19 protein-coding genes and 1 other annotated feature are annotated in these 20,224 nt (G+C 41.0%); of the genes, 1 reads left to right on the top strand and 18 read right to left on the bottom strand.

Translation table 11 applies throughout. The features are described from left to right. Nucleotides 1-121: 121 nt before the first annotated feature. Complete coding sequence (locus tag J2S11_RS00830; protein WP_307389630.1) at nucleotides 122-1,159, bottom strand: aspartate kinase; 1,038 nt, start codon at nucleotides 1,157-1,159, stop codon at nucleotides 122-124. A gap of 265 nt (nucleotides 1,160-1,424) precedes the next feature. Here J2S11_RS00830 and J2S11_RS00835 point away from each other — a divergent pair, with 265 nt between their 5' ends. After that, nucleotides 1,425-3,197, top strand: a complete 1,773-nt coding sequence (locus J2S11_RS00835) for an alpha-glycosidase (protein WP_307389633.1) — start codon at nucleotides 1,425-1,427, stop codon at nucleotides 3,195-3,197. A 156-nt stretch (nucleotides 3,198-3,353) separates the two neighbouring features. On the opposite strand, the gene J2S11_RS00840 is transcribed toward J2S11_RS00835, so the two are convergent. The 17 genes from J2S11_RS00840 to J2S11_RS00920 all read right to left on the bottom strand — a co-directional run bounded on the left by J2S11_RS00840 (nucleotide 3,354) and on the right by J2S11_RS00920 (nucleotide 20,217). Continuing rightward, nucleotides 3,354-4,313, bottom strand: coding sequence for an ABC transporter ATP-binding protein (locus J2S11_RS00840; protein WP_307389636.1), 960 nt, complete (start codon nucleotides 4,311-4,313; stop codon nucleotides 3,354-3,356). Nucleotides 4,314-4,370: 57 nt separating this feature from the next. Continuing rightward, nucleotides 4,371-5,399, bottom strand: a complete 1,029-nt coding sequence (locus J2S11_RS00845) for a C40 family peptidase (protein WP_370875411.1) — start codon at nucleotides 5,397-5,399, stop codon at nucleotides 4,371-4,373. Nucleotides 5,400-5,495: 96 nt separating this feature from the next. Beyond that, nucleotides 5,496-7,148, bottom strand: coding sequence for a peptide ABC transporter substrate-binding protein (locus J2S11_RS00850; RefSeq protein ID WP_307389638.1), 1,653 nt, complete (start codon nucleotides 7,146-7,148; stop codon nucleotides 5,496-5,498). Between the two features lie 38 nt (nucleotides 7,149-7,186). Beyond that, nucleotides 7,187-8,203 (bottom strand): ABC transporter ATP-binding protein, encoded by a 1,017-nt coding sequence (locus J2S11_RS00855; protein ID WP_307389641.1) that lies wholly within the window; start codon nucleotides 8,201-8,203, stop codon nucleotides 7,187-7,189. 3 nt (nucleotides 8,204-8,206) lie between these two features. Beyond that, nucleotides 8,207-9,124, bottom strand: coding sequence for an ABC transporter permease (locus J2S11_RS00860; protein WP_307389644.1), 918 nt, complete (start codon nucleotides 9,122-9,124; stop codon nucleotides 8,207-8,209). Nucleotides 9,125-9,127: 3 nt separating this feature from the next. Further along, nucleotides 9,128-10,057, bottom strand: coding sequence for an ABC transporter permease (locus J2S11_RS00865; protein WP_307389646.1), 930 nt, complete (start codon nucleotides 10,055-10,057; stop codon nucleotides 9,128-9,130). 51 nt (nucleotides 10,058-10,108) lie between these two features. Further along, a complete protein-coding gene (locus tag J2S11_RS00870; RefSeq protein WP_307389647.1) occupies nucleotides 10,109-10,933 on the bottom strand; it encodes a M55 family metallopeptidase in 825 nt (274 codons plus the stop codon). Nucleotides 10,934-11,290: 357 nt separating this feature from the next. Next, a complete protein-coding gene (gene obgE, locus J2S11_RS00875) occupies nucleotides 11,291-12,583 on the bottom strand; it encodes a GTPase ObgE (RefSeq protein WP_307389649.1) in 1,293 nt (430 codons plus the stop codon). 18 nt (nucleotides 12,584-12,601) lie between these two features. Next, entirely contained in the window at nucleotides 12,602-13,162 is a 561-nt protein-coding gene (locus tag J2S11_RS00880) for a Spo0B domain-containing protein (RefSeq protein ID WP_307389652.1), read from the bottom strand. Between the two features lie 129 nt (nucleotides 13,163-13,291). Further along, nucleotides 13,292-13,570, bottom strand: coding sequence for a 50S ribosomal protein L27 (gene rpmA / locus J2S11_RS00885; RefSeq protein WP_307389655.1), 279 nt, complete (start codon nucleotides 13,568-13,570; stop codon nucleotides 13,292-13,294). A gap of 5 nt (nucleotides 13,571-13,575) precedes the next feature. After that, the gene (locus J2S11_RS00890; protein WP_307389658.1) at nucleotides 13,576-13,932 is read right to left on the bottom strand and encodes a ribosomal-processing cysteine protease Prp; all 357 of its coding nucleotides are present in this window, start codon (nucleotides 13,930-13,932) and stop codon (nucleotides 13,576-13,578) included. Nucleotides 13,933-13,943: 11 nt separating this feature from the next. Beyond that, a complete protein-coding gene (gene rplU, locus J2S11_RS00895; RefSeq protein ID WP_307389662.1) occupies nucleotides 13,944-14,255 on the bottom strand; it encodes a 50S ribosomal protein L21 in 312 nt (103 codons plus the stop codon). A 13-nt stretch (nucleotides 14,256-14,268) separates the two neighbouring features. Further along, nucleotides 14,269-14,343 (bottom strand) — a sequence feature (ribosomal protein L21 leader region). A 42-nt stretch (nucleotides 14,344-14,385) separates the two neighbouring features. Beyond that, complete coding sequence (locus tag J2S11_RS00900; RefSeq protein ID WP_307389664.1) at nucleotides 14,386-15,918, bottom strand: Rne/Rng family ribonuclease; 1,533 nt, start codon at nucleotides 15,916-15,918, stop codon at nucleotides 14,386-14,388. Nucleotides 15,919-15,970: 52 nt separating this feature from the next. Then, nucleotides 15,971-16,858: a M50 family metallopeptidase gene (locus J2S11_RS00905; RefSeq protein WP_307389666.1), complete on the bottom strand. Its 888-nt coding sequence runs from the start codon at nucleotides 16,856-16,858 to the stop codon at nucleotides 15,971-15,973. Next, on the bottom strand, nucleotides 16,851-17,627 hold the full coding sequence (locus tag J2S11_RS00910; protein WP_307389669.1) for a peptidoglycan DD-metalloendopeptidase family protein: 777 nt from the start codon (nucleotides 17,625-17,627) through the stop codon (nucleotides 16,851-16,853). The genes J2S11_RS00905 and J2S11_RS00910 overlap by 8 nt, the downstream gene beginning before the upstream one ends. 97 nt (nucleotides 17,628-17,724) lie before the next feature. Then, nucleotides 17,725-18,021: a hypothetical protein gene (locus tag J2S11_RS00915; RefSeq protein WP_307389672.1), complete on the bottom strand. Its 297-nt coding sequence runs from the start codon at nucleotides 18,019-18,021 to the stop codon at nucleotides 17,725-17,727. Between the two features lie 54 nt (nucleotides 18,022-18,075). Further along, complete coding sequence (locus J2S11_RS00920) at nucleotides 18,076-20,217, bottom strand: Ig-like domain-containing protein (RefSeq protein WP_307389674.1); 2,142 nt, start codon at nucleotides 20,215-20,217, stop codon at nucleotides 18,076-18,078. Between the last annotated feature and the right edge of the window lie 7 nt (nucleotides 20,218-20,224).

A 20,224-nucleotide genomic window follows, 5' to 3' on the forward strand; every position in this document is an offset into this window, starting at 1 on the left:
TCCTCCTAAAGCAAACAGTTGTCATTTATTAATGGACATTATACCAACTAACCCCTCAATAAGACAATGTTTTTTCTAATCATTTTCCATTGCAGAAGGACATAAATAGCACTTAAACGGCCTATATAGCCACATTACTCGGAATAAAGATGGAGTGAAGGTTATCAATAACAGTGTGAATATCACTTCCCGCTATATAATAGGACACACTATAGGGGCTGCATTCTTTTCTTTTAATGTGCAATTTCTGTTCTCCTAAGTATTGTTCTATCATTTGATCTATAGCTAAAGCGTTCATCTCCATACGAATAAATGATAGCTTAAAAAGCTTCCCCTCTACAGCGTGATAAGTTAATCCAATGACCCCTTTATTAAGATTAATTCCGGAACTCTGTCCTATTAATGTGCCCTCAGATTTTTCAAAGCTTGACCTAACTAGCACAGGCAGCTGGTGACTTTTCGCCCATTGAACAGCTCTTGGATGAATCACTTGGGCACCTAATTGGGCATACTCAAGCATTTGTTCATATTCAATTTGTTTGATAAGGCGAGCTTTTGAAACCAGTTGCGGATCAGCTGTATACACACCTTGAACGTCCGTATAGATTTCACAACGTTCAGCGTGTAAAAGAGAGCCCAAAGCAACAGCAGTGATATCTGATCCACCGCGGCCTAGAGTGGTTATACTCCCATCAATCGTTACTCCCTGAAAGCCAGCAACTACTACAACCTTACTCTGGTTAAGCCAATGGAATATCCTCTCTTTTTGTAGCTCAACAATTTCAGCATGTCCGTGCTTATCCGTGGTTACAATACCCGCCTGCTGTCCTGTCAAACCAATCGCTTGAACGCCTATTTCTTGTAAAGCAATAGTCAGTAACGCTGTACTTAGTTGTTCACCAGTACTGAGCAGTAAATCATAGGCTTTTTGCTGGGGACAGGTCGTTATCTCTTTAGCCATGACTTCGAGTGAGTCCGTGGAATGCCCCATCGCGGAAACGACAACAACAATTTGATCACCGACTTCCTGTTGCTGTTTAATCAAATGAGCAACGTGCTTTATTCGTTCAATTGTTCCAACGGATGTCCCTCCAAATTTTTGAACGATCAATGCCATACTTTTCTCTCCTATCCAACGTTCAAGTTTTCTTTTACCCACCTCATTGGTCCTCTTGAAGAATACAAATGTTTTTATATAATGGACATTATATCAAGGGTTATGTCTTGTTACAATACTTTTTTTAAATCGTTAGACTTCTTTAGAAGTTTATAATCATTCAAAAAATTTAGTTATTGTGTTAAAGGCAATGTTATGCTACGATATAGAAAATTTAAAGGCACTGAAACTTTCGGGTTCAACCTCGCAGATTGCAGGGGTTGAGCTTTTTTTGTGCTTTTTGACCTTAAAAGGAGGATTCAAACTTATGATTATGCTCGAAGCTGTGTATCACCGTATTGGACAGAACTGGTCCTACGCTTACAGTAGTAAGACATTGCACATTCGCATCCGCACTAAGCGGGGCAACGTATCACGTATCGAACTTATCTGTGGCGATAAGTATAGCTGGGATAAATTCAATGAAGTCATTGAAATGGATCTCTTATCTTCAGACGGTTTATTCGATTATTGGCAAGCTGCCGTTCAGCCCGCTTTCCGCAGGCTTGTCTATTATTTTGTCCTCTATTCAGATCATGTCGAGCCTGTCTATTATTTAGAAAAAGGCTTCTACAATGATCCGCCAACAGTCACATATGAAGGGCTGTTTGATTTTCCCTTTCTTAATTCAGAGGATGTGCACATGCCACCTGAATGGGTCAAGGATACTGTTTTCTATCAAATATTCCCCGAACGTTTTGCTAATGGCGATCTGTCCAATGATCCAGAAAATACACTTGAATGGGGCGGTACACCGAGTCCAAGTAACTTTTTCGGTGGCGATCTGCAAGGTATAATGGATCATCTTGATTACTTGAGCGAGCTAGGGATCAACGCGATTTACTTTAATCCACTATTTGCTGCTACAACCAATCACAAATATGACACTATGGATTATTTTAACGTGGACCCTCATTTTGGGACTAATGAAAAGCTGAAGGAGCTTATCATTGCTTGTCATGCTAGAGGTATTCGTGTGTTACTTGATGGAGTGTTTAACCATTGTGGTCATACATTTCCTCCATTTGTTGATGTGTTAGCCAATGGACAAAGCTCTCGCTATGCTGATTGGTTCCATGTACACAAATGGCCACTGGAGGTTGTTAATGGAACACCAACCTATGATACGTTTGGCTTTGAACCCATTATGCCCAAGCTTAATACTGGAAATGATGAGGTTAAGGAGTACTTGATAAGCGTTGGACGCTATTGGATTGAAGAGATAGGTATCGACGGATGGCGTTTGGATGTAGCCAATGAGGTTGATCATCAATTCTGGAGAGAGTTCCGCCGTGAGATAAAGAAATCTAACCCTTCAGCGTATATTCTTGGTGAAATCATGCATGATTCGATGCCTTGGCTTCAAGGAGATCAGTTCGACGCTGTAATGAACTATCCGTTTACCAACATTCTGCTTAATTTCTTTGCCCATAGACGGACGAATGCAAACCAATTTGCCCAAGCGATTAATACCCAACTTGTCAGTTACCCACAGCAAATCACAGAAGTATCGTTCAACCTACTCGGTAGCCACGACACGGTGAGGCTGTTAACCCTGTGCGGTGGGAATGTCCAGCGTATGAAACTGGCCACATTATTTCAACTGACTTTTCAAGGTACTCCATGCATCTATTACGGAGATGAAATTGGTCTAATTGGTCAGCATGATCCCGATAATCGTAAATGTATGGAATGGGATACAAGAAAGCAAAACTTGGATTTATTTGCTTTCTTCCGTCAGATGATTAACTTACGTAAATCCCATGCAGCATTGCGTGGAAGTGGTCTGAAATTTCTACCTCTTCCAGAGCACACGCAGATCCTTGCCTATGAACGTTGGGATGATAGGGATAGGTTTCTCTTTGTCCTCAATAATGAGGATGCCTCAGTGTCTATCGTTATACCCGCTTTGCAGCCTTCCAAATGGCGTAGCGTGGAAAGCCCTGCAACTATTCATTTCATAGATGGAGAAGTGCACATGTCTCTGCCTCCTTATGGCTATGCTATCCTGCATACTCATGAAGAAGATTACAGAGCTTAAGTTATCTACAAGGCAAAACTTAGTAGATCAATATTATCTTGCTACAAAGTTTAATGTCTAATGAGGTAGTTATTAGCAAGGAGCTGACTCTTACTTGTAAGAGTCAGCTCTTTGGTAGTACTGTAAGTTTTAATGAAGGGAAAGGGTAAGCTTATTTCACTGTTCATATAAATGACAGGCAACATAATGGTTCTCTTTAGCTTTTTGCCAAACTGGTTTCTCTTTCGCACAAACATCCATAGCTTGAGGACAGCGCGTACGGAACACACAGCCACTTGGAGGGTGAATAGGACTAGGAACCTCCCCTTCTAAAATAATTCTCTTTCTAGTTTGCTCCGTAGCAGGATCAGGAACTGGTATAGCCGTTAGTAGAGCCTGTGTGTATGGATGTAGAGGTTCAGAGTAAAGCTCTTCACTGGGTGACAATTCAACAAGGTTTCCTAAGTACATCACTCCGATTCGATCGCTTATATGCTTAACCATAGCTAAGTCGTGAGCAATGAAAAGATACGTTAAATTCTTTTCCTTCTGTAATCGTTTAAGTAGATTGACAACCTGTGCTTGCACGGATACATCTAGTGCAGATATCGGTTCATCTGCAATAATAAAATCAGGATCAACGGCTAGGGCTCTAGCTATACCAATTCTTTGTCTCTGTCCTCCACTAAATTCATGAGGATAGCGATTAGCATGCTCCCGACTTAACCCTACAGTTTCTAGTAACTCATACACCTTATTAATCCTGTCTTTTTGCGACAACAGTCCATGGATATCTAAGCCTTCAGCTATGAGGTCAGCAACGGTCATCCTTGGGTTTAGCGAAGCATACGGATCCTGAAAGATCATTTGAACACTACGGTTAAACCGTCTCATCTCTTTTTTCTTTAAGCTATGCACTTTTTTACTCTGATAAAGAACTTCACCACCACTAGCTTCATAAAGCCTAATCATGGTTCGGCCTGTCGTGGATTTCCCACACCCTGACTCTCCAACTAGACCGAATGTCTCTCCCTCATAAATGTCGAAAGAGACATCGTCCACTGCCTTTAGTATCTGACCCTTGCCCATATCAAAATGCTTTTTCAAATTTTTAATTTCAACCAGTTTGTTTGGCATACATCTGTCACCTCCATATCCAGTCTCTTCGATCCTTAATTAGCGTTCCTCAATGGACTATTCCCAGAATCTCCTTGCGACACAAAGCTCTTTCTCATAAAGTGTACCTGCTAGAGGAATAATTTCGATCGTTTTCCCTGTCTTTGGTGAGTGGAGCATCTGACCTTCTTCCACATATATACCTACATGATGAACAGCCCCTTTACCTTCCTCGTAAGCAAAGAAAAGCAAATCTCCTGTTTCTAGTTGTTCCAGGTCGACCTGTTTGCCAGCCTTCGCTTGATCTGAAGCGTCTCTCGGTATGGTAGTCCCTAGTGCTTGATGCATACTGTACACAAAGCCAGAACAATCATAGCCGAAGGAAGATACGCCTCCCCATAGATAAGGTAATCCTAAAAATTGTTTCCCAATTCCGACCAAAAGCTGACCATTATGGGCATTTTCGTTTGCTACCAATCCGTCGGATCTAAACAGCTCGATGAATTGAGAACTCTCTTTTCTCCCCATTACGGTGCTACTTATAACTCTATGTACCTCTTCTTTTTTAATGTGCTGGATTCCATCCAAGGTCCGTACATAAACCCACTCTGTATCTTCCTTTATATAAGGCAGCCTTGTTTGAAAGCTCAGCTCCATGCTCTTCTCTGACTTCTGTAGACCTGATGAATCCTCTCCTAGATATATGGTCGCTTGCTTTGATTTAACCTGGATAAAAGACTCGGCAAATTCAACATCTATATTTATATCGTTTGACTCGCTGAGCTGTTTTTTTGGAATCCACCCTGGATATCCCTTTTTTTGTTTTTTGGAGGGTTGACCTGGTACCCACACATGAGCCCATTCCTCTTTCTCTTCTGTAACAATAACCTTTTGTCCATAAAGAACCTGAGATTGTATGATATTTCGCTCACATAATTCTAGTCTATCAGCTGTTGTCATTGTACCTAACCATGCCTCAATGTCTACTGGAGACTGTAAGTTTAATTGATCTATTGACCTAGGACGCTTCGGATCCGTCCATACCGTGGCAACCGAAACATTGACAAACATCGTTTTCAATCCTTTTTCCTGTTTACTTTGATCCAAATAAATCTCTCCTTTTCCTGCTGTCTAGAGTGTTCGCTAGAGTTGCTGCTATAGAGTAGCTTATTAAGGAACAAGGGGGAAGCCCCCTTGTTTGTCTTATTCCATATCAGCCCACTTAAGCTCCAGATAACCAACTGGATGACGAACAATACCTTTTACATCATCTGCCTGAAGATAAATGGTATTGTAAAAGTATAGAGGAATAATCGGTGATTCTTCAAATAAAATACTTTCCGCCCGGTGTAAGAGCTCAAATCTTCTTGCATCATCCGCTTCTTGGTAGGCTTCTGCAATTAATGAGTCATATTCCGCATGACTCCAACCTGTTCTGTTCATCGAGCTTCCTGTGATAAAACTCTCTAGGAAGTTAATCGGATCGCCAAAATCGGGGATAAAGGAAGAACGGGAGAATTGCAGCTCCAGCGCTCTTTGTGCAGCAAGGAACACTGCTCCCTCTTGACTGGTTAGGTTAACCTCTACACCTAGGTTTTGACGCAGCATCTCTTGTAAGGCTTGAGCGATACGATGATTAATATCTGTGTTATTGTATGATAAGGTGATTTCGGGTAAAGCCGTATAGCCTTCTTCAGCCATTCCCTGCTCTAGGAGTTGCTTTGCTTCCTCTAAATTAAAGCTAATTAGATCTCCACCCTTTTCTCTAAAATCGTCTCCCTGAGCATCAGTAAATCCGTAGGATACAAATGCCGTAGCTGCCCTCTGCTGTCCTTTTATGACGTAATCAATGATTTGCTGTCGATCAACGGCCATACTAAATGCTCGACGAATATTTACGTTCTGGAATGGCTCCTCTGTTACATTGAAACGGAAAAACATCGTTCCCGAGCTATCCTCTACATTAACCTCCCCGTTCGCAAACAACTGCTCACTTAAGTCAGCTGGGACATCGGAAGTATGCAACTCGCCGCTTGTATACATTTGATACGATGTATTAGAGTCATTGACCATTTTCCACACAACCTGATCTAGCTTCACTTGGTTTGTATCCCAATAATGCTCGTTCTTCTCAATAATGATTTGACTATCTTTATCCCACTGAGTTAGCTTAAATGGCCCATTTGAATGGATCGTTGATGCTTCAGCATGCCAGTTCTCATTTCCCTCTACCGTTTCTTTGTGGACTGGGAAGAAAGGAGGATTCGTTATAACATTTAGGAAATAGGATTGGGGGCTAGTTAGAGTGACCTCTAGTGTCTTGTCATCCAAAGCTGTAACCATTACGTCATCTACCGTACCCTCACCACTATTAAAGCCTTCCGCTCCTTCAATTAAATTAGCTAAAAACGCAGCTGGAGAGGCCGTCTCTGGGTCAATAAATCTTTTCCAGGCAAATTCAAAATCATGGGCTGTGACTGGATCACCGTTCGACCAATTTGCGTTTTCTCTGATGTAAAAGGTATAGACCCTTCCATCCTCAGAGATATCCCAATCCTCTGCAATCCCTGCCTCTGGAGTATGATCAGCACCTAATCTTGTTAGACCCTCCATGAAATTATTAATTAAATTGTAGGAAGCCGCATCAAATCCAATAGGTGGATCAAGAGAAGTAGGCTCTCTACCGTTGTTTAAAAGTAATACTTTAGGTTCTGTTGAAGGCTCTTGCTCTTGCCCCGTTTCATTCTGTCCTTCATTTGGATTCTCTTCCGTGCTTGCATCATCTGATGAGCAAGCGGCTACAACCAAAGCGAAAATAAGTAGAAGCAGCAAAAACCCTAATTGTCGTTTCTTCATTTTAATCTCTCCCCTTTGAGATATTTTGTATAGTTCAACTATAGAACTTTCGTTCTATAAGTTGGAAACTCTGTTCCTTTTGCTCGATCATCCTGTAACCAACAAGCCACATGATGATGCTCATGGACCGTTGTAAGCGGTGGCTCAGCATGTACACATACCTCTAAAGCATATTCACAGCGTTGGGCGAATGGACAGCCCTGTGGTGGGGCAAAGAGGTCAGGCGGCGAACCGGGAATAGGAACCAGAGGACGACTTTTATCCTCGTCTAATTTAGGAACGGAAGCTAGAAGTCCTCTCGTGTATGGGTGCTGGGGATGACCAAAGATATCCTGGACAAGCCCCGCCTCCATCACCTTCCCTGCATACATGACGTTTACTCGATTAGCAATGGAAGCAACAACTCCTAGGTCATGAGTAATGAGAATAATAGCGATGCCCGTTTTGATTTGGATTTCTTTGAAGAGCTCAATAATTTGGGCCTGAATCGTTACATCTAACGCCGTTGTTGGCTCATCCGCAATTAAAATAGAGGGGTTACACGCTAACGCCATGGCAATCATTATTCTTTGTCTCATTCCTCCACTAAATTGATGTGGATATTGCTTTAGTCTTTCTTTTGGGTTGGCTATTCCAACAAGCTTTAGTAGCTCTATGGATAGTTTATTTGCATCTGTAGAGCTGATTTTCTGGTGCTTGATCATACTCTCAGAAATTTGCTTTCCAATCGTGATCGTTGGGTTTAAGGAGGTCATTGGATCCTGAAAAATCATAGCTATTTCTGCTCCACGTACTCGGCGCATTTGTTTTTCAGAAAGGGCCGTTAAATCTTTATTTCTGTACGTAATCATGCCTGATTTAATTCTTCCTGCTGGCTCAGTAATAAGACGCATGATCGTTTGAGCAGTCACACTTTTTCCACAGCCTGACTCTCCTACGATGGCTAAGGTTTCCCCTTCGTGAAGCTCAAGACTTACACCTCTGACCGCTTGGACCTCTCCTCCGTACGTCGTGAAGCTTACGTGGAGGTTTTGCACATCAAGTATTTTATTCATCCTTTACCTCCTTAGCCTTGGATCTAGTGCATCCCTTAATCCATCTCCTAGAACGTTAAAAGCAAACATCGTCAGTGAGATGAAAAAGGCAGGAAAAAATAATCGCCACCAATGCCCTGAAATAATCGTGGATAAACCGTCATTCGCCATCACTCCCCAGCTAGCTATAGGAGCTTGGACCCCCAGGCCTAAAAAGCTCAGAAAAGCTTCAGCAAATATAGCACTTGGCACAGTTAACGTCATTTGGACGATAATCGGTCCCATCGTATTAGGCAGTAAATGCTTTCTAATAATCCATGGAGTACCACCGCCTAGCGTTCGTGAAGCTAGAACGTATTCATAATTTTTAAGCTGTAGCACCTGTCCTCGAACAATTCTGGCCATCCCAATCCAGCCGGTTGCTGTAAGAGCAACAATGATGGTAAATAAGCCTGGTCCCATCACCACCATGAGCAGAATAACCACTAACAAATAGGGAAGACCATAAAGGATTTCTACAATTCGCATCATCACATTGTCTGTTCGACCACCACGATAGCCTGAAATTCCTCCATAAATGATCCCAATAATAAAATCAATAATGGCAGCGGTTAGACCAATAAATAGAGAAATTCTAGCTCCATACCATGTTCTTGCAAACATATCTCTCCCTAACTCATCCGTTCCGAACCAATGCTCCTCTGATGGAGGCTGATTCGCATTTAACAGACTTTGATCTGAATAGCTATAAGGGACAAGCAAGGGGCCAGCCAGAGCCATAACAGCTAGAAGAATAATAATAACTAAGCCCAATAACGCCAATTTATTTTTAGTAAGTCTTTGCCAAGCGTCCTGCCAGTATGAAAGCTTGGGTCTGACAATGGCTTCAGCATACTTTTTGTCTTTCTCTAAGGGAACAAATAATTCATCAGGTACATTCACTGCTTACTCCCCCTTCTTGTGCAACTTGATACGCGGATCTATCAAGCCATAAGCGATATCAACTAGAAACATCATAATAATCAGGAGTGTGCTATAAAAAAGAGTAGTGCCCATAATCACTGGATAATCCCTGTTGTTAATTCCATCTACAAAATACTTCCCCATACCTGGAATAGCAAATATCTTTTCTACCACAAAGCTTCCCGTTAATACCCCTGCAATTAGTGTTCCTAAAATCGTGATAACTGGAAGGAGTGCATTTCTAAGAGCATGCTTAACTACAATAGTAAAAGGGGAGAGTCCCTTGGCCTTAGCCGTTCGTATATAGTCCTGAGTTAGGACCTCTAGCATATTTGATCTAGTTAAACGAGCGATGACCGCTAATGGTCCTGAAGACAAGGCCAGTGCTGGTAATACGGTATGCTTCCACGTCCCCCAAGTGGCTACCGGGAGAAGCCCCCAGTCCACAGCAATGTACTTAATGAACAAAGTGGATAAAATGAAATTTGGAATAGATAGTCCGATAACAGCTAGGATCATAGCCAAATGATCGATCAAGCCGTTATGCTTTAACGCAGCTAGGACACCAATCGTAATTCCTGAAAAAACAGCAATTATAAGCGTAATAATTCCTAATTGAAACGAGACTGGAAATCCCCTTCCTATCATATTATTGACAGTATCGGAGCTATAGGAAATAGAAGGACCTAGATCAAGAGTTACCAAGCTTTTTAAATATGTAAAATACTGTACAATCAAAGGTTTATCTAGATTGTAATGAGCCTCCAGATTTCGAGTTACCGTTTCATTGGTCGTACGTTCCTTGTCAAAGGGAGAACCAGGAATTGCATGCATTAAGCTAAAGGTTAAAGTAATAATGACCCACAAGGTAATAAGCATGGCTACAAAACGCTTACCTATGTATGAGAGCAAAATATATCCCTACTTTCTAATAGAGGTGTAACAAAGAAAGGAATAGGTACCTTAGCAAAAGGTTGTCTTCATAGCTAATTCAGTCATAACAATCATCGCTTTGTAGGCTTCCAGAATATCCTTAGCCTTATAGCTAACTGTCGTACCCCCTTCTTCAAGAATGGTTCCTGGCATTAAGCTTGCCCACTCAGCTTGACCATGATTGACGAATTCTATTTTCAAAATAGGTTTCTGAGGTGGAATTAAGGGCTTTACTTGCGTTTGATTATGTATGGCTGCCGAAGTACGTTGTCTAAGTAATTCCCCGCTTTTTTGAGGTGTAAGACTAAGGGCCGATGTTCGAGAAACGTAGCTTTTAACGGCTGCTGTTGTCACTCCCGGAATTAATGCCTCTGCCTCTAAAGCAGCTTGATCATCTCCAGCTACTAATAGTACAGGGACATTATAGTAACCTGCGACAAACGCATTAAATCCTAGCTCACCAATGGTTACATCATTGATATACATGTTTTTCACACCAAAAATCATCGTATGACTTAAAACACCTTTCATCGAAGCACGGGCATGATACCCTGCGAAAATGGCTCCGTCAAAGCTATTATCTAGCCCTTGTACCATCGAGTAAGGCTTAACATCTCCAATAATCAGCTGTGCTTCGGGATGTAGCTTTTCAATTAAGAGATTGTTCATCTTTGAATGACTGTCATTCACCACAACCTCTTTGTAACCTAATCCAAAAACTGTTTCAATAATATGATTGACTTCCTGTGTCATCAGTTCTTGACCACGCCTATAATTTCTTTGAGCGGAATCAACAAATGTAGGATCATTTAAGCCTGTAATTCCTTCCATATCCACGGATATAAACATCTTCATCCAGCTTGTACCCCCTAAGGCAAAGTATAAATATCCATATAGAGAAATAAAACAAAATACTGAAAATATTCAATTAACTATTTACATAGTATAACATTTATTTTTAAATTTTCAAAATAATATTAAAATATATTTTCAAAATTTACGGTAAGATTATCTTACTAATCTTGTCTTATTCTATTGAAGTGTATGACTGAAGCAATGAAATTATTTCAACTATTGCTTTGAATAGTAGCCAAGGGATTTTCCCACTAGCGAGCTACCATGACCAGTTATATGCTTTATCCATAGTAGACAAACAAAAAGCTAACTCCAGAAATGAGTTAGCTTATCTGTTTAAAAAAGTATATATTTCTTTTATTCCTGAAACTCGAATTCAAAATTAAGGATTCTAACCGTATCCCCATCCTTGGCTCCTCGTTCTCTTAACGCATCATCTACTCCCATGTAGCGTAAGGTTCGAGCAAATTTAAGGGCCGATTCTTCAAATTGAAATTTGGTCATTTTCATTAAGCGCTCTACTTTTTCTCCTTCAACAACAAAAACTTCATTGTCCTTATACACTCTAAAACCAGGATCTTCTGCTTCAAAGCGGTAAGTGACATGTTCTTCATCCTCATCCACTTCTCCAGATTGAATAAGCTCATAAGTATTCTGCGGAATCTCGTCAAGCAGATCAGCAACAGCATAAATCAATTCCTGTGTTCCTTCTCTCGTCACCGCTGATATTGGAAAAATAGGTACATCCTGAACCTTGCTCTTGAATTCAGCAAGTAATTCATCAGCCTGAGGCAGATCCATTTTGTTTGCTACAATGATCTGTGGGCGTTCTTCCAGCTTATAATTATACATTTTGAGTTCATCGTTAATCTGGACAAAATCCTCATACGGATCTCTTCCTTCAGATCCAGACATGTCTAATACATGAACAATGATCCTAGTTCGCTCAATATGTCTAAGGAATTGGTGACCTAGCCCAACTCCCTCATGAGCTCCCTTGATCAGTCCAGGTAAGTCTGCGATGACAAAGCTTCGCATATCCCCAACATCTACCACTCCTAGGTTGGGAGTTAAAGTAGTAAAATGGTACTCAGCAATTTTAGGCTTAGCAGCGGAAACGACTGAAAGTAATGTTGATTTTCCGACACTCGGAAAGCCTACAAGTCCTACATCAGCCAAAACCTTAAGCTCTAAAGTGATCTTACGCTCTTGACCAGGCTCTCCGTTTTCGGCAACATATGGAGCAGGATTTTTAGGAGTAGCAAAGCGACAATTCCCTCGTCCTCCTCGTCCTCCTTTAGCGATAAGAGCTCGCTGTCCTTGTTCTACTAGATCAGCGACTACTTCTCCTGTTTCCTCATCCAGTACGGTTGTTCCAGGTGGTACCCGAACCACCATTTCCTCAGCATTTTGACCATGCTGTCTTTTGGTACGTCCATTTTCTCCTCGCGGTGCTTTAAAATGCTTTTGATATCTAAAGTCCATTAATGTCCTTAGACCTTCATCCACCACAAAGATAATATCTGATCCTGATCCACCATCCCCACCTGCCGGCCCACCGTCAGGCACATACTTTTCTCGACGAAAAGCAACCATTCCATCTCCACCGTCACCAGCTTTAACAAATATACTGACCTTATCTACAAACATTTCTATCCACCTCAATTTCTAAGGAGAAAGCTCTAGGATGATTTCCTTTTCTGAGCATTCTACAATCATCAGGCTACCTTTTTCGAGCCTTATTTTTTCTTTTATTTTACTCAAAGCTACTTTGCCCGATTCCTCGTCCCATATTCCTTCAAACTCCATTCTTAGCTTCAAGCAATCCTGGCCAACAGCAAAAATATAAAAAAGTTGATTTTCCTCATAGGGATCAACTCTTTCTTCTATCATACCCGTTATTTCTCTAATCCACATATGTAAATGTGGATATTTACTTGCAATAGAGACGTTATACAGCATTTCTTGTTCATGAACAACCTCGACCTCAATGCGTATTGACCTCTGGTTTCGCCAATTATATGTTAGCAGATAAAAAGCTAACTCAGGATCATCTAGCTCACATAGCTTTGCTTCATTCTGGGCACTCGATATAATCTGATCCATATAACGCTGAGCGTCCTGTATTTTATCCATAGATAGATATGCTTTCATCAATTGCATATGATTCATCCAGTCATGACGGTAATGCCTTAAGTATTCCAATAGATCCTTTTTATCTGTTTTCAATGCACATTCCCCCAAATGGCATTTTCTTCATTCATTATATCCTAGTCCTTGAAGGATGTAAAAACAAAAAAGGCCTATGTCACTATAAAGCGCATAAGCCTTTTTATTTTGCTTCTCATTAAGCTTTTATTATGCAGGGTATACACTAACTTTTTTACGGTCACGTCCAAGACGCTCGAAACGTACAACACCTTCTACTTTGGAGAAAAGTGTGTCATCTCCACCGATACCTACATTTGTTCCAGGGTAGATTTTCGTACCACGTTGGCGAACTAAAATGCTACCAGCAGTAACCGTTTGACCATCTCCGCGCTTAACACCTAGACGCTTAGAGATTGAGTCACGTCCGTTCTTAGTACTACCTACTCCTTTTTTCTGAGCGAAAAACTGTAAGTTCATTTTAAGCATGCTGTTCACCTCCTGTCCGTTTCTTGTTTCAATATACGTATATATGATTTGTACTCTTCCGTAGTCGCAATGGATTCTATGGAAACAATCATAGCTTCTAGAAGTAGCTGGACTTTCTCCTGCAGAGCGTCCTCCATATCGGAAGGAACACTGCAGTGTAAAAATCCTCCTTCTTCTTCCATCTCTACGTCCAAGACAATGTTTAGTAAATGCTCAATGGCGTTAACTGTCCCAAACGAAATACCAGATACTGCTGCACAGACAATATCCTTTCCAGCCTCAGCGTAGTCCGCATGTCCTGATAGGATAAAGGAAGCAATCTGTTTCGTCTCGGTGTCACGCTCAATTGTTAATTCAATCATCAGCTCACCTACTAAGCTTTGATCTCATCAACTACAACCTTTGTGTATGGTTGACGATGACCTTGCTTACGACGGTAGTTCTTTTTCGCTTTATACTTGAAAACGATAATTTTGCTACCTTTACCGTGACGCTCTACTTTAGCTGTAACTGTTGCTCCTGCAACAGTCGGCGCTCCTACAACAACCTCACCGTCTTTGTTAACTAACACAACACGATCAAATTGAACAGTTTCACCTGCTTCGGCATGTAGCTTCTCAATGTATAGCTCTGTACCTTTTTCAACTTTGTACTGCTTACCACCAGTTTCAATAATTGCGAACATACTTGGCACCTCCTTCTATACTCAGACTCGCCAAAACAAGGTGGATCTAAGATCACTTATAACCCTGACTGCGCGGTTACAGCATGCTCAGATGACCAAGCACACTAAAAAACTAACATAGTAAAGAGTATCATACCACAGGCATAGCTGTCAACTTATTCAAGCGTTTTTTCGCTTCACTAGCCTGCCCTTGGTAAAGAATCTTGTAGCTCTCAAGATGCAGACTCTTATTTCCATATACTAGAATTTGAAATCCACAACGTTCCTGTAGCTCCTTAAGTCCTTTCTTGTGAGCTCCCTCAAGCTCCCTTTGGAGTTCAGGGTGTACCTCGATTAGCACAGCTTCGCTATCCGATTGCCGATACTCTAACAGCATTCGTTCAATTTGTCCAGCTAAAGACTCCTTTGAACGGGTAAAGCCTTTACCTTCACAATACGTACAAGGCTCTGTCATAACCTCTAATAGGCTCTGTCTTACTTTTTTTCTAGTTAACTCGACCAGCCCCAAAGAGGTTAAACCTACAACTGTTGTTTTTGTTCGATCTCTTTTCACCGCATGCTCTAAAACGCTGAGAACATGCTGCTGATTTTTAGGTTCAATCATATCGATAAAGTCAATGATGACAATACCGCCTATATCTCTCAAGCGCAACTGCCTAGCAATTTCAGTTGCTGCCTCTAAATTAGTGCGTAAGACGGTCTCTTCTAAGCTTTGTTGTCCTACAAATTTTCCAGTATTCACATCAATCACAGTAAGAGCTTCCGTTTGATCAAAAATCATATATCCTCCACTTTTGAGCCACACTCTCTTCCTAATGGCTTTTTCAATTTCAGAGGTTAGCTGAAAATAATCAAACATATCTTGATTTTGATCATACAGCTTCACTTTCTTCTGAAGCTCTGGGTAGCGATGTAGCGCCTGCTTTAAGCGCCTATAGTGGATAGGGCTGTCTATGTAGCATTCCGTCAGGTCAGATGACATATAATCACGGACAAGCTTTGGAATAATATCTGCCTCATGGTAAATGAGTTCCTTCTCCTCTACTGTCTTAGCATGCTCTTGAATATCAAGCCAGCGCTGTCTGAGCTGCCGCATATCAAAGGCAAGCTCATGTTCATCCACACCCTCGCATACAGTACGAATAATCAATCCTTCGTTTCCTTCTACCAAGTCTTGTCCTATTTCTTTCAGACGTTCACGCTCTAGCTCCTCTTCGATCTGACGAGAAACTCCTATATGCCCACCATAGGGAAGGTAGACTAAATAACGACCTGGTAGTGTCATGTTCGTGGTCACCTTTGCTCCTTTATGACCTACAGCCTCCTTATGAACCTGAACAAGGAGTGTTTCTCCTCTTGAAACCAAGCTTTGAATGGCCGGTTGAGGGGATGATTCTGTTTTCATAACTTGTGAGCTAGATCGTGCATTTTTGCTGGGAACAATTTCATCAACGTACAGAAACGCATTTTTTTCCAGTCCTATATCAACAAATGCTGCCTGCATCCCCGGCAACACATTCTCAACTTTACCTTTATAAATATTACCGATCATCCTCTGTTTAGGAGGACGCTCTACAAAGTACTCAATGGGCTTGTTATCGTCATCAAGTAATACAACACGGGTCTCACGTGAAAAACAGTGGATGAATAGTCTCTTTCCCAAGTTTCTACCACCTCTTCATCAAGTAAAATGAGATCTACCTATTTCCTTCATTTTACCCTAAAACATCCCCTACTGCACGGTGAATCCATTTACGCTCGAAATAATACTGAAGCAGCTCATCCTCATCCAGCATATGAATCAGCATCCCTCGCTGATTGGTAACATAAAAATAGTGTTTCTTATGTTTAAAAAGCCTCTCCACGGATTCCTTAACCGTATCCTGTGAACGAATAATTAGAGGCTGAGCTTTTCGTTGATGACTAAGTCCGGATATACTTGAGTCAGCATTCCGTGTCTTTTGATTCTCCCCTTTTCTGTGATATCTAGATAACAAAAATCGAAGATATTGATAGGGAGACTGACGGAATTCTAAAAACAGTGAAATAAGCAAAAAGACGGCTACTGACCATAAATAAAAATACACAGGGAAAAGTAGAGCTGTCATAAGGATATAGCCAATGAGCGCAATAGAGCTTACAAATAAAGAGACTTGGATAGCTCGTTTATAGGGGAAAAAAAGACTTAAAAGTAGCTGTACAAGCTTCCCTCCATCTAATGGCCATATAGGAAGCAAATTAAAGAGTAGTATAATTAAATTATATTCAATAAAAAGCAGACAAAATTCTGTACTCCAAAGCTTTAGTGTCCAAAATAGGCAGGCGATCCCGATCATCATCATATTCATCAACGGACCAGCTAATAGGACGAGCAGCTCTTCCTTAAAGGGTTTATTTCCATGCTCCTCAACAACGGCAACACCACCAAAAGGGAGCAATTCTATTTTCTTAATTCTCCAGCCATACGTATAGGCTACACCAGCATGTCCACATTCATGGACCAAGACAATAGCGAATAGCAAGAGCACATCATAAATAAAACCGTGCAAAAAGGCAAGAAGTATCACAAAGAAGAATAGAGGATGGATAGATAATTTAATCAAAAGGAATCACTTCCACAGGATCGACAAACTCTCTATCTTTCCTTAAAGCAAAGTAAAATACACCTTGTCCATTCTCCTCACTAATACGCGTGTACCCGATAATATGACCTTGCTCTAACCAATCGTTGGGTTGTACCTGGATGTTTTGCAGTTGACCATACCAGGACTCCTCCCCGTCCCCATGGTCAATGACAACTGTAGCGCCGATTCCCTGAATATCTTGAACGGAGGTGACATAGCCTTCCTTAATCACTTCAATCGGAAGCTCTGTATGAGTGCCTACGATTATACCCTGTTGATCTTGTCCAAAACCTGAAACAACATGACCACCGCTGACAGGGACACCGTAGCCTTGTTCATCTGAATTCGTTCGATTAATCAATTTAGGTAAAAAGCTAAGTGTTTCCCCTGTCCTATTTTCATACCAAGCCATAACACCTTCTACATTAAATTCCCGATGAAAAACATCTTGAATAAAATCTTGTGAATTTGCTAATTCTGGTGATGTAGAGCTCATAATAAAATAAGTGCCACCTATAATGACAAGAGTAATCATTAATTTATAGATCCAGAGTGAGAACAAACCTGTATCTTCTCTTTGCTCTAGATCCGACCCAACCATCATGCCGTAGAATGCTTCATTCTTGTCTTTTTTTCGCATCGGTAACTGTGAGGTGGGAGGAGCTTCATATCTTTGTTTACGACGCAACAGGCGCATCCGTTCTTCCCTTCTTTTTTTGACACCTTCCTTGTACGTTTCCATGTCCATAAGTAACACTCCCTTAGCACTGGTCTTGTACATCATATGACTTGTCTAGAAAAAAAATAACCTAAATCTGCTTGATGCAAGACTTAGGTTTGATGTATTATCTGATTTTTTGCTGTGGATTCTTTCTTGTGGGGTCAGCCTGCGGATCAAGTCGCTCAGATGATTCATGAAGCTCTTCGTTCTCGTAGGAAAACCTTGGATTCACCTCTTCACCAGTACTCCAGCCAGACGTTTTACCTAGCTCTCCTTCAATAGTGGACTGATAGGGTCCCTCTGGGAACTCTTCGAGTGTTCTAGAATGTAGATAATTATACTCTGTAGAAAGTGGTGTAAATACATCTTGTTCATCGGCTTGTTCCATGTTTTTATTATTATTCTCCTGCTTTTTGCTCATTAAAAACCCCTCCTTGTTGGTGTTAAGCTAACCAAAAGAAGGGGTTCCTATGCACTATTTTACTGTTACACGAATGGTCACGGATTTTTTATCCATTGTAGCCCTAATGGTTGCTGTACCCTTACCTACCGCTTGAATACGGCCATTTTCAACTTTTGCTACATTAGGCCTATTTGTTGTCCAGCTTACTGTATTTGTTACGTTTTCTGTAGCATTTGTATCATATAATGCGTTAATTACTACAGTTGCCGTGCCCCCCTGTGAAAGCTGAATTCGTCTCTCACTAGCTTCAAGCTTTTTAAGCCTAGCAACAACATTAACTGTAACCTCAAGTGGAATATCCTGATAGGAGCCTGTCAGCTTTGTAGTTCCTTCAGAAACCCCTCTAACTGATCTTGATCTAAGCTCAGCGATAGCAGGATTAGCGACAGACCAATTGACCTTGCTGGATAAATTCACTTTCTTCCCGTTATTGTAATAGCCTGTTACTCGGATGGATTGACTTCTATTTAGGTTCACATCAACCACTTCACTTGGACCAATCTCTATTTTTACAATCTCTTCTTCAATCGCTACAGGAATGCGAATGCTCTGATTTAAATATGTTCCCTCTAGCCTTACGTTTCCTTTAAGGTAGCCTTTAATTTGATCCTCAACAATAACCGCTCTTGATCCTGTTAGCTTCCACTCAATCTTATTTGTTACATCCTCTTCTACTCCGTTTTCCCTAACGGCTAATACGTTCGGAAGAGAGGCCTCACTACCAGTAATGATACTGATTGTTTCTTGGGAGGATAGAAGAAGCAATACTTTTTCTTGGATACTCACATCGATTGTATGAGTGAAATCTCTAATCTTAGCTGTAAGCTGTACCTCACCAGTTTGCTTAGCCGTGAGTTTTCCATTTTCTACAGAAGCGATAGTTTCATCACTAGAAATCCATTCCACATCTTTTGTGAAATCTAGCTTTTTATCATCTAGGGTAACAGCTTGAATTTTTGGTACATTAATAATCTCATTTTTAAATAGCTCTATCGTGTCAGTATTTGACTCTAAGCCTTTAATGGTTGGCTGCACCGTTACTTTGATTTCTTTTGTTAATCCTTTGTATACTACTTTAACAGTAGCAGTACCGACGGCTTTAGGAGTTATTGTTCCATTTTGAACAGTAACAGCGAGCTCATTCGTAGAAGACCATGTTGCTTCTTGTGTCACGTCCCTACGTTGATCTGGACTATTCATAACGGATGCTGTCACTTGAAAAGGACCTTCATTTAGAAATACGTTCCAATCGTTTGCCGGGCTTAGTACCATGACCTCATAAGGAGTACGCACTAATACAGTCAACTGAGTGGATACTCCTAGATAATTAACTGTTATCGTAGTTCTACCAATGGCTAGAGGAGTAATTTCACCCTCACTAACGGTTGCTACTTTAGCGTCTGATGTACTCCAGACTGCTTCTGCTGTAACATTCTCCTGTGTGCCGTTTTTAAGTGTAGCAATTGCTTGGATCACTGTTGTTTCATCTCCAACAAGAAGCTCTGCCTGATTTCCTGGTTCTAGCTCCAGCTTAGAATATGGGGATGACACTGTAACTTGGATCGATTTAGATAAACCCTTATACGTAGCAGTAATCGTTGCTTTTCCTGTACCTACAAGCGTAATATTTCCGTTTGATACGGTTAGCACTTTATTGTTAGAAGTGCTCCAGGCTGCTTTGTCAGTTACATCGTTTTCTGTATCATCCTCTTCTACGGCAAAGGCTTCTAACTTAAGATCCTTGCTTCCTAGCTCATATTCTATAGGCTCACTAGAACTTAACTTAAGTTCTTTGTAGAGATATTCTGATGTTGCTTTTAACGTAGCAGTAAACCCTTTATATTTCGCCGTAATGGTTACCGTTCCATTCTTTAAAGGTGTTAATAATCCTTTATCCACTTTGACAATTTGGGCGTTTGAAGATGTCCATACGGCATCTTTCGTGACATCCTCCTCCGTAGCTTTTCCTTCAACAGTAGCTAAAAGCTTAAGCTGCTCAGTCGTTTCCTCTATGTATAAATGCACATCGCTTGGATCTTCAAACTCAATGGCTGTTACATCTCCATCCTTGGCCCAAGCATGTGTTGGCAATAGAACAAATACCAAGATCGCTGCCACAAGGAGCACGCGGCTCCAATGTTTCTTCTGACTCATGTATTAT

Source organism: Bacillus horti (assembly GCF_030813115.1).
Taxonomy (GTDB): domain Bacteria; phylum Bacillota; class Bacilli; order Caldalkalibacillales; family JCM-10596; genus Bacillus_CH; species Bacillus_CH horti.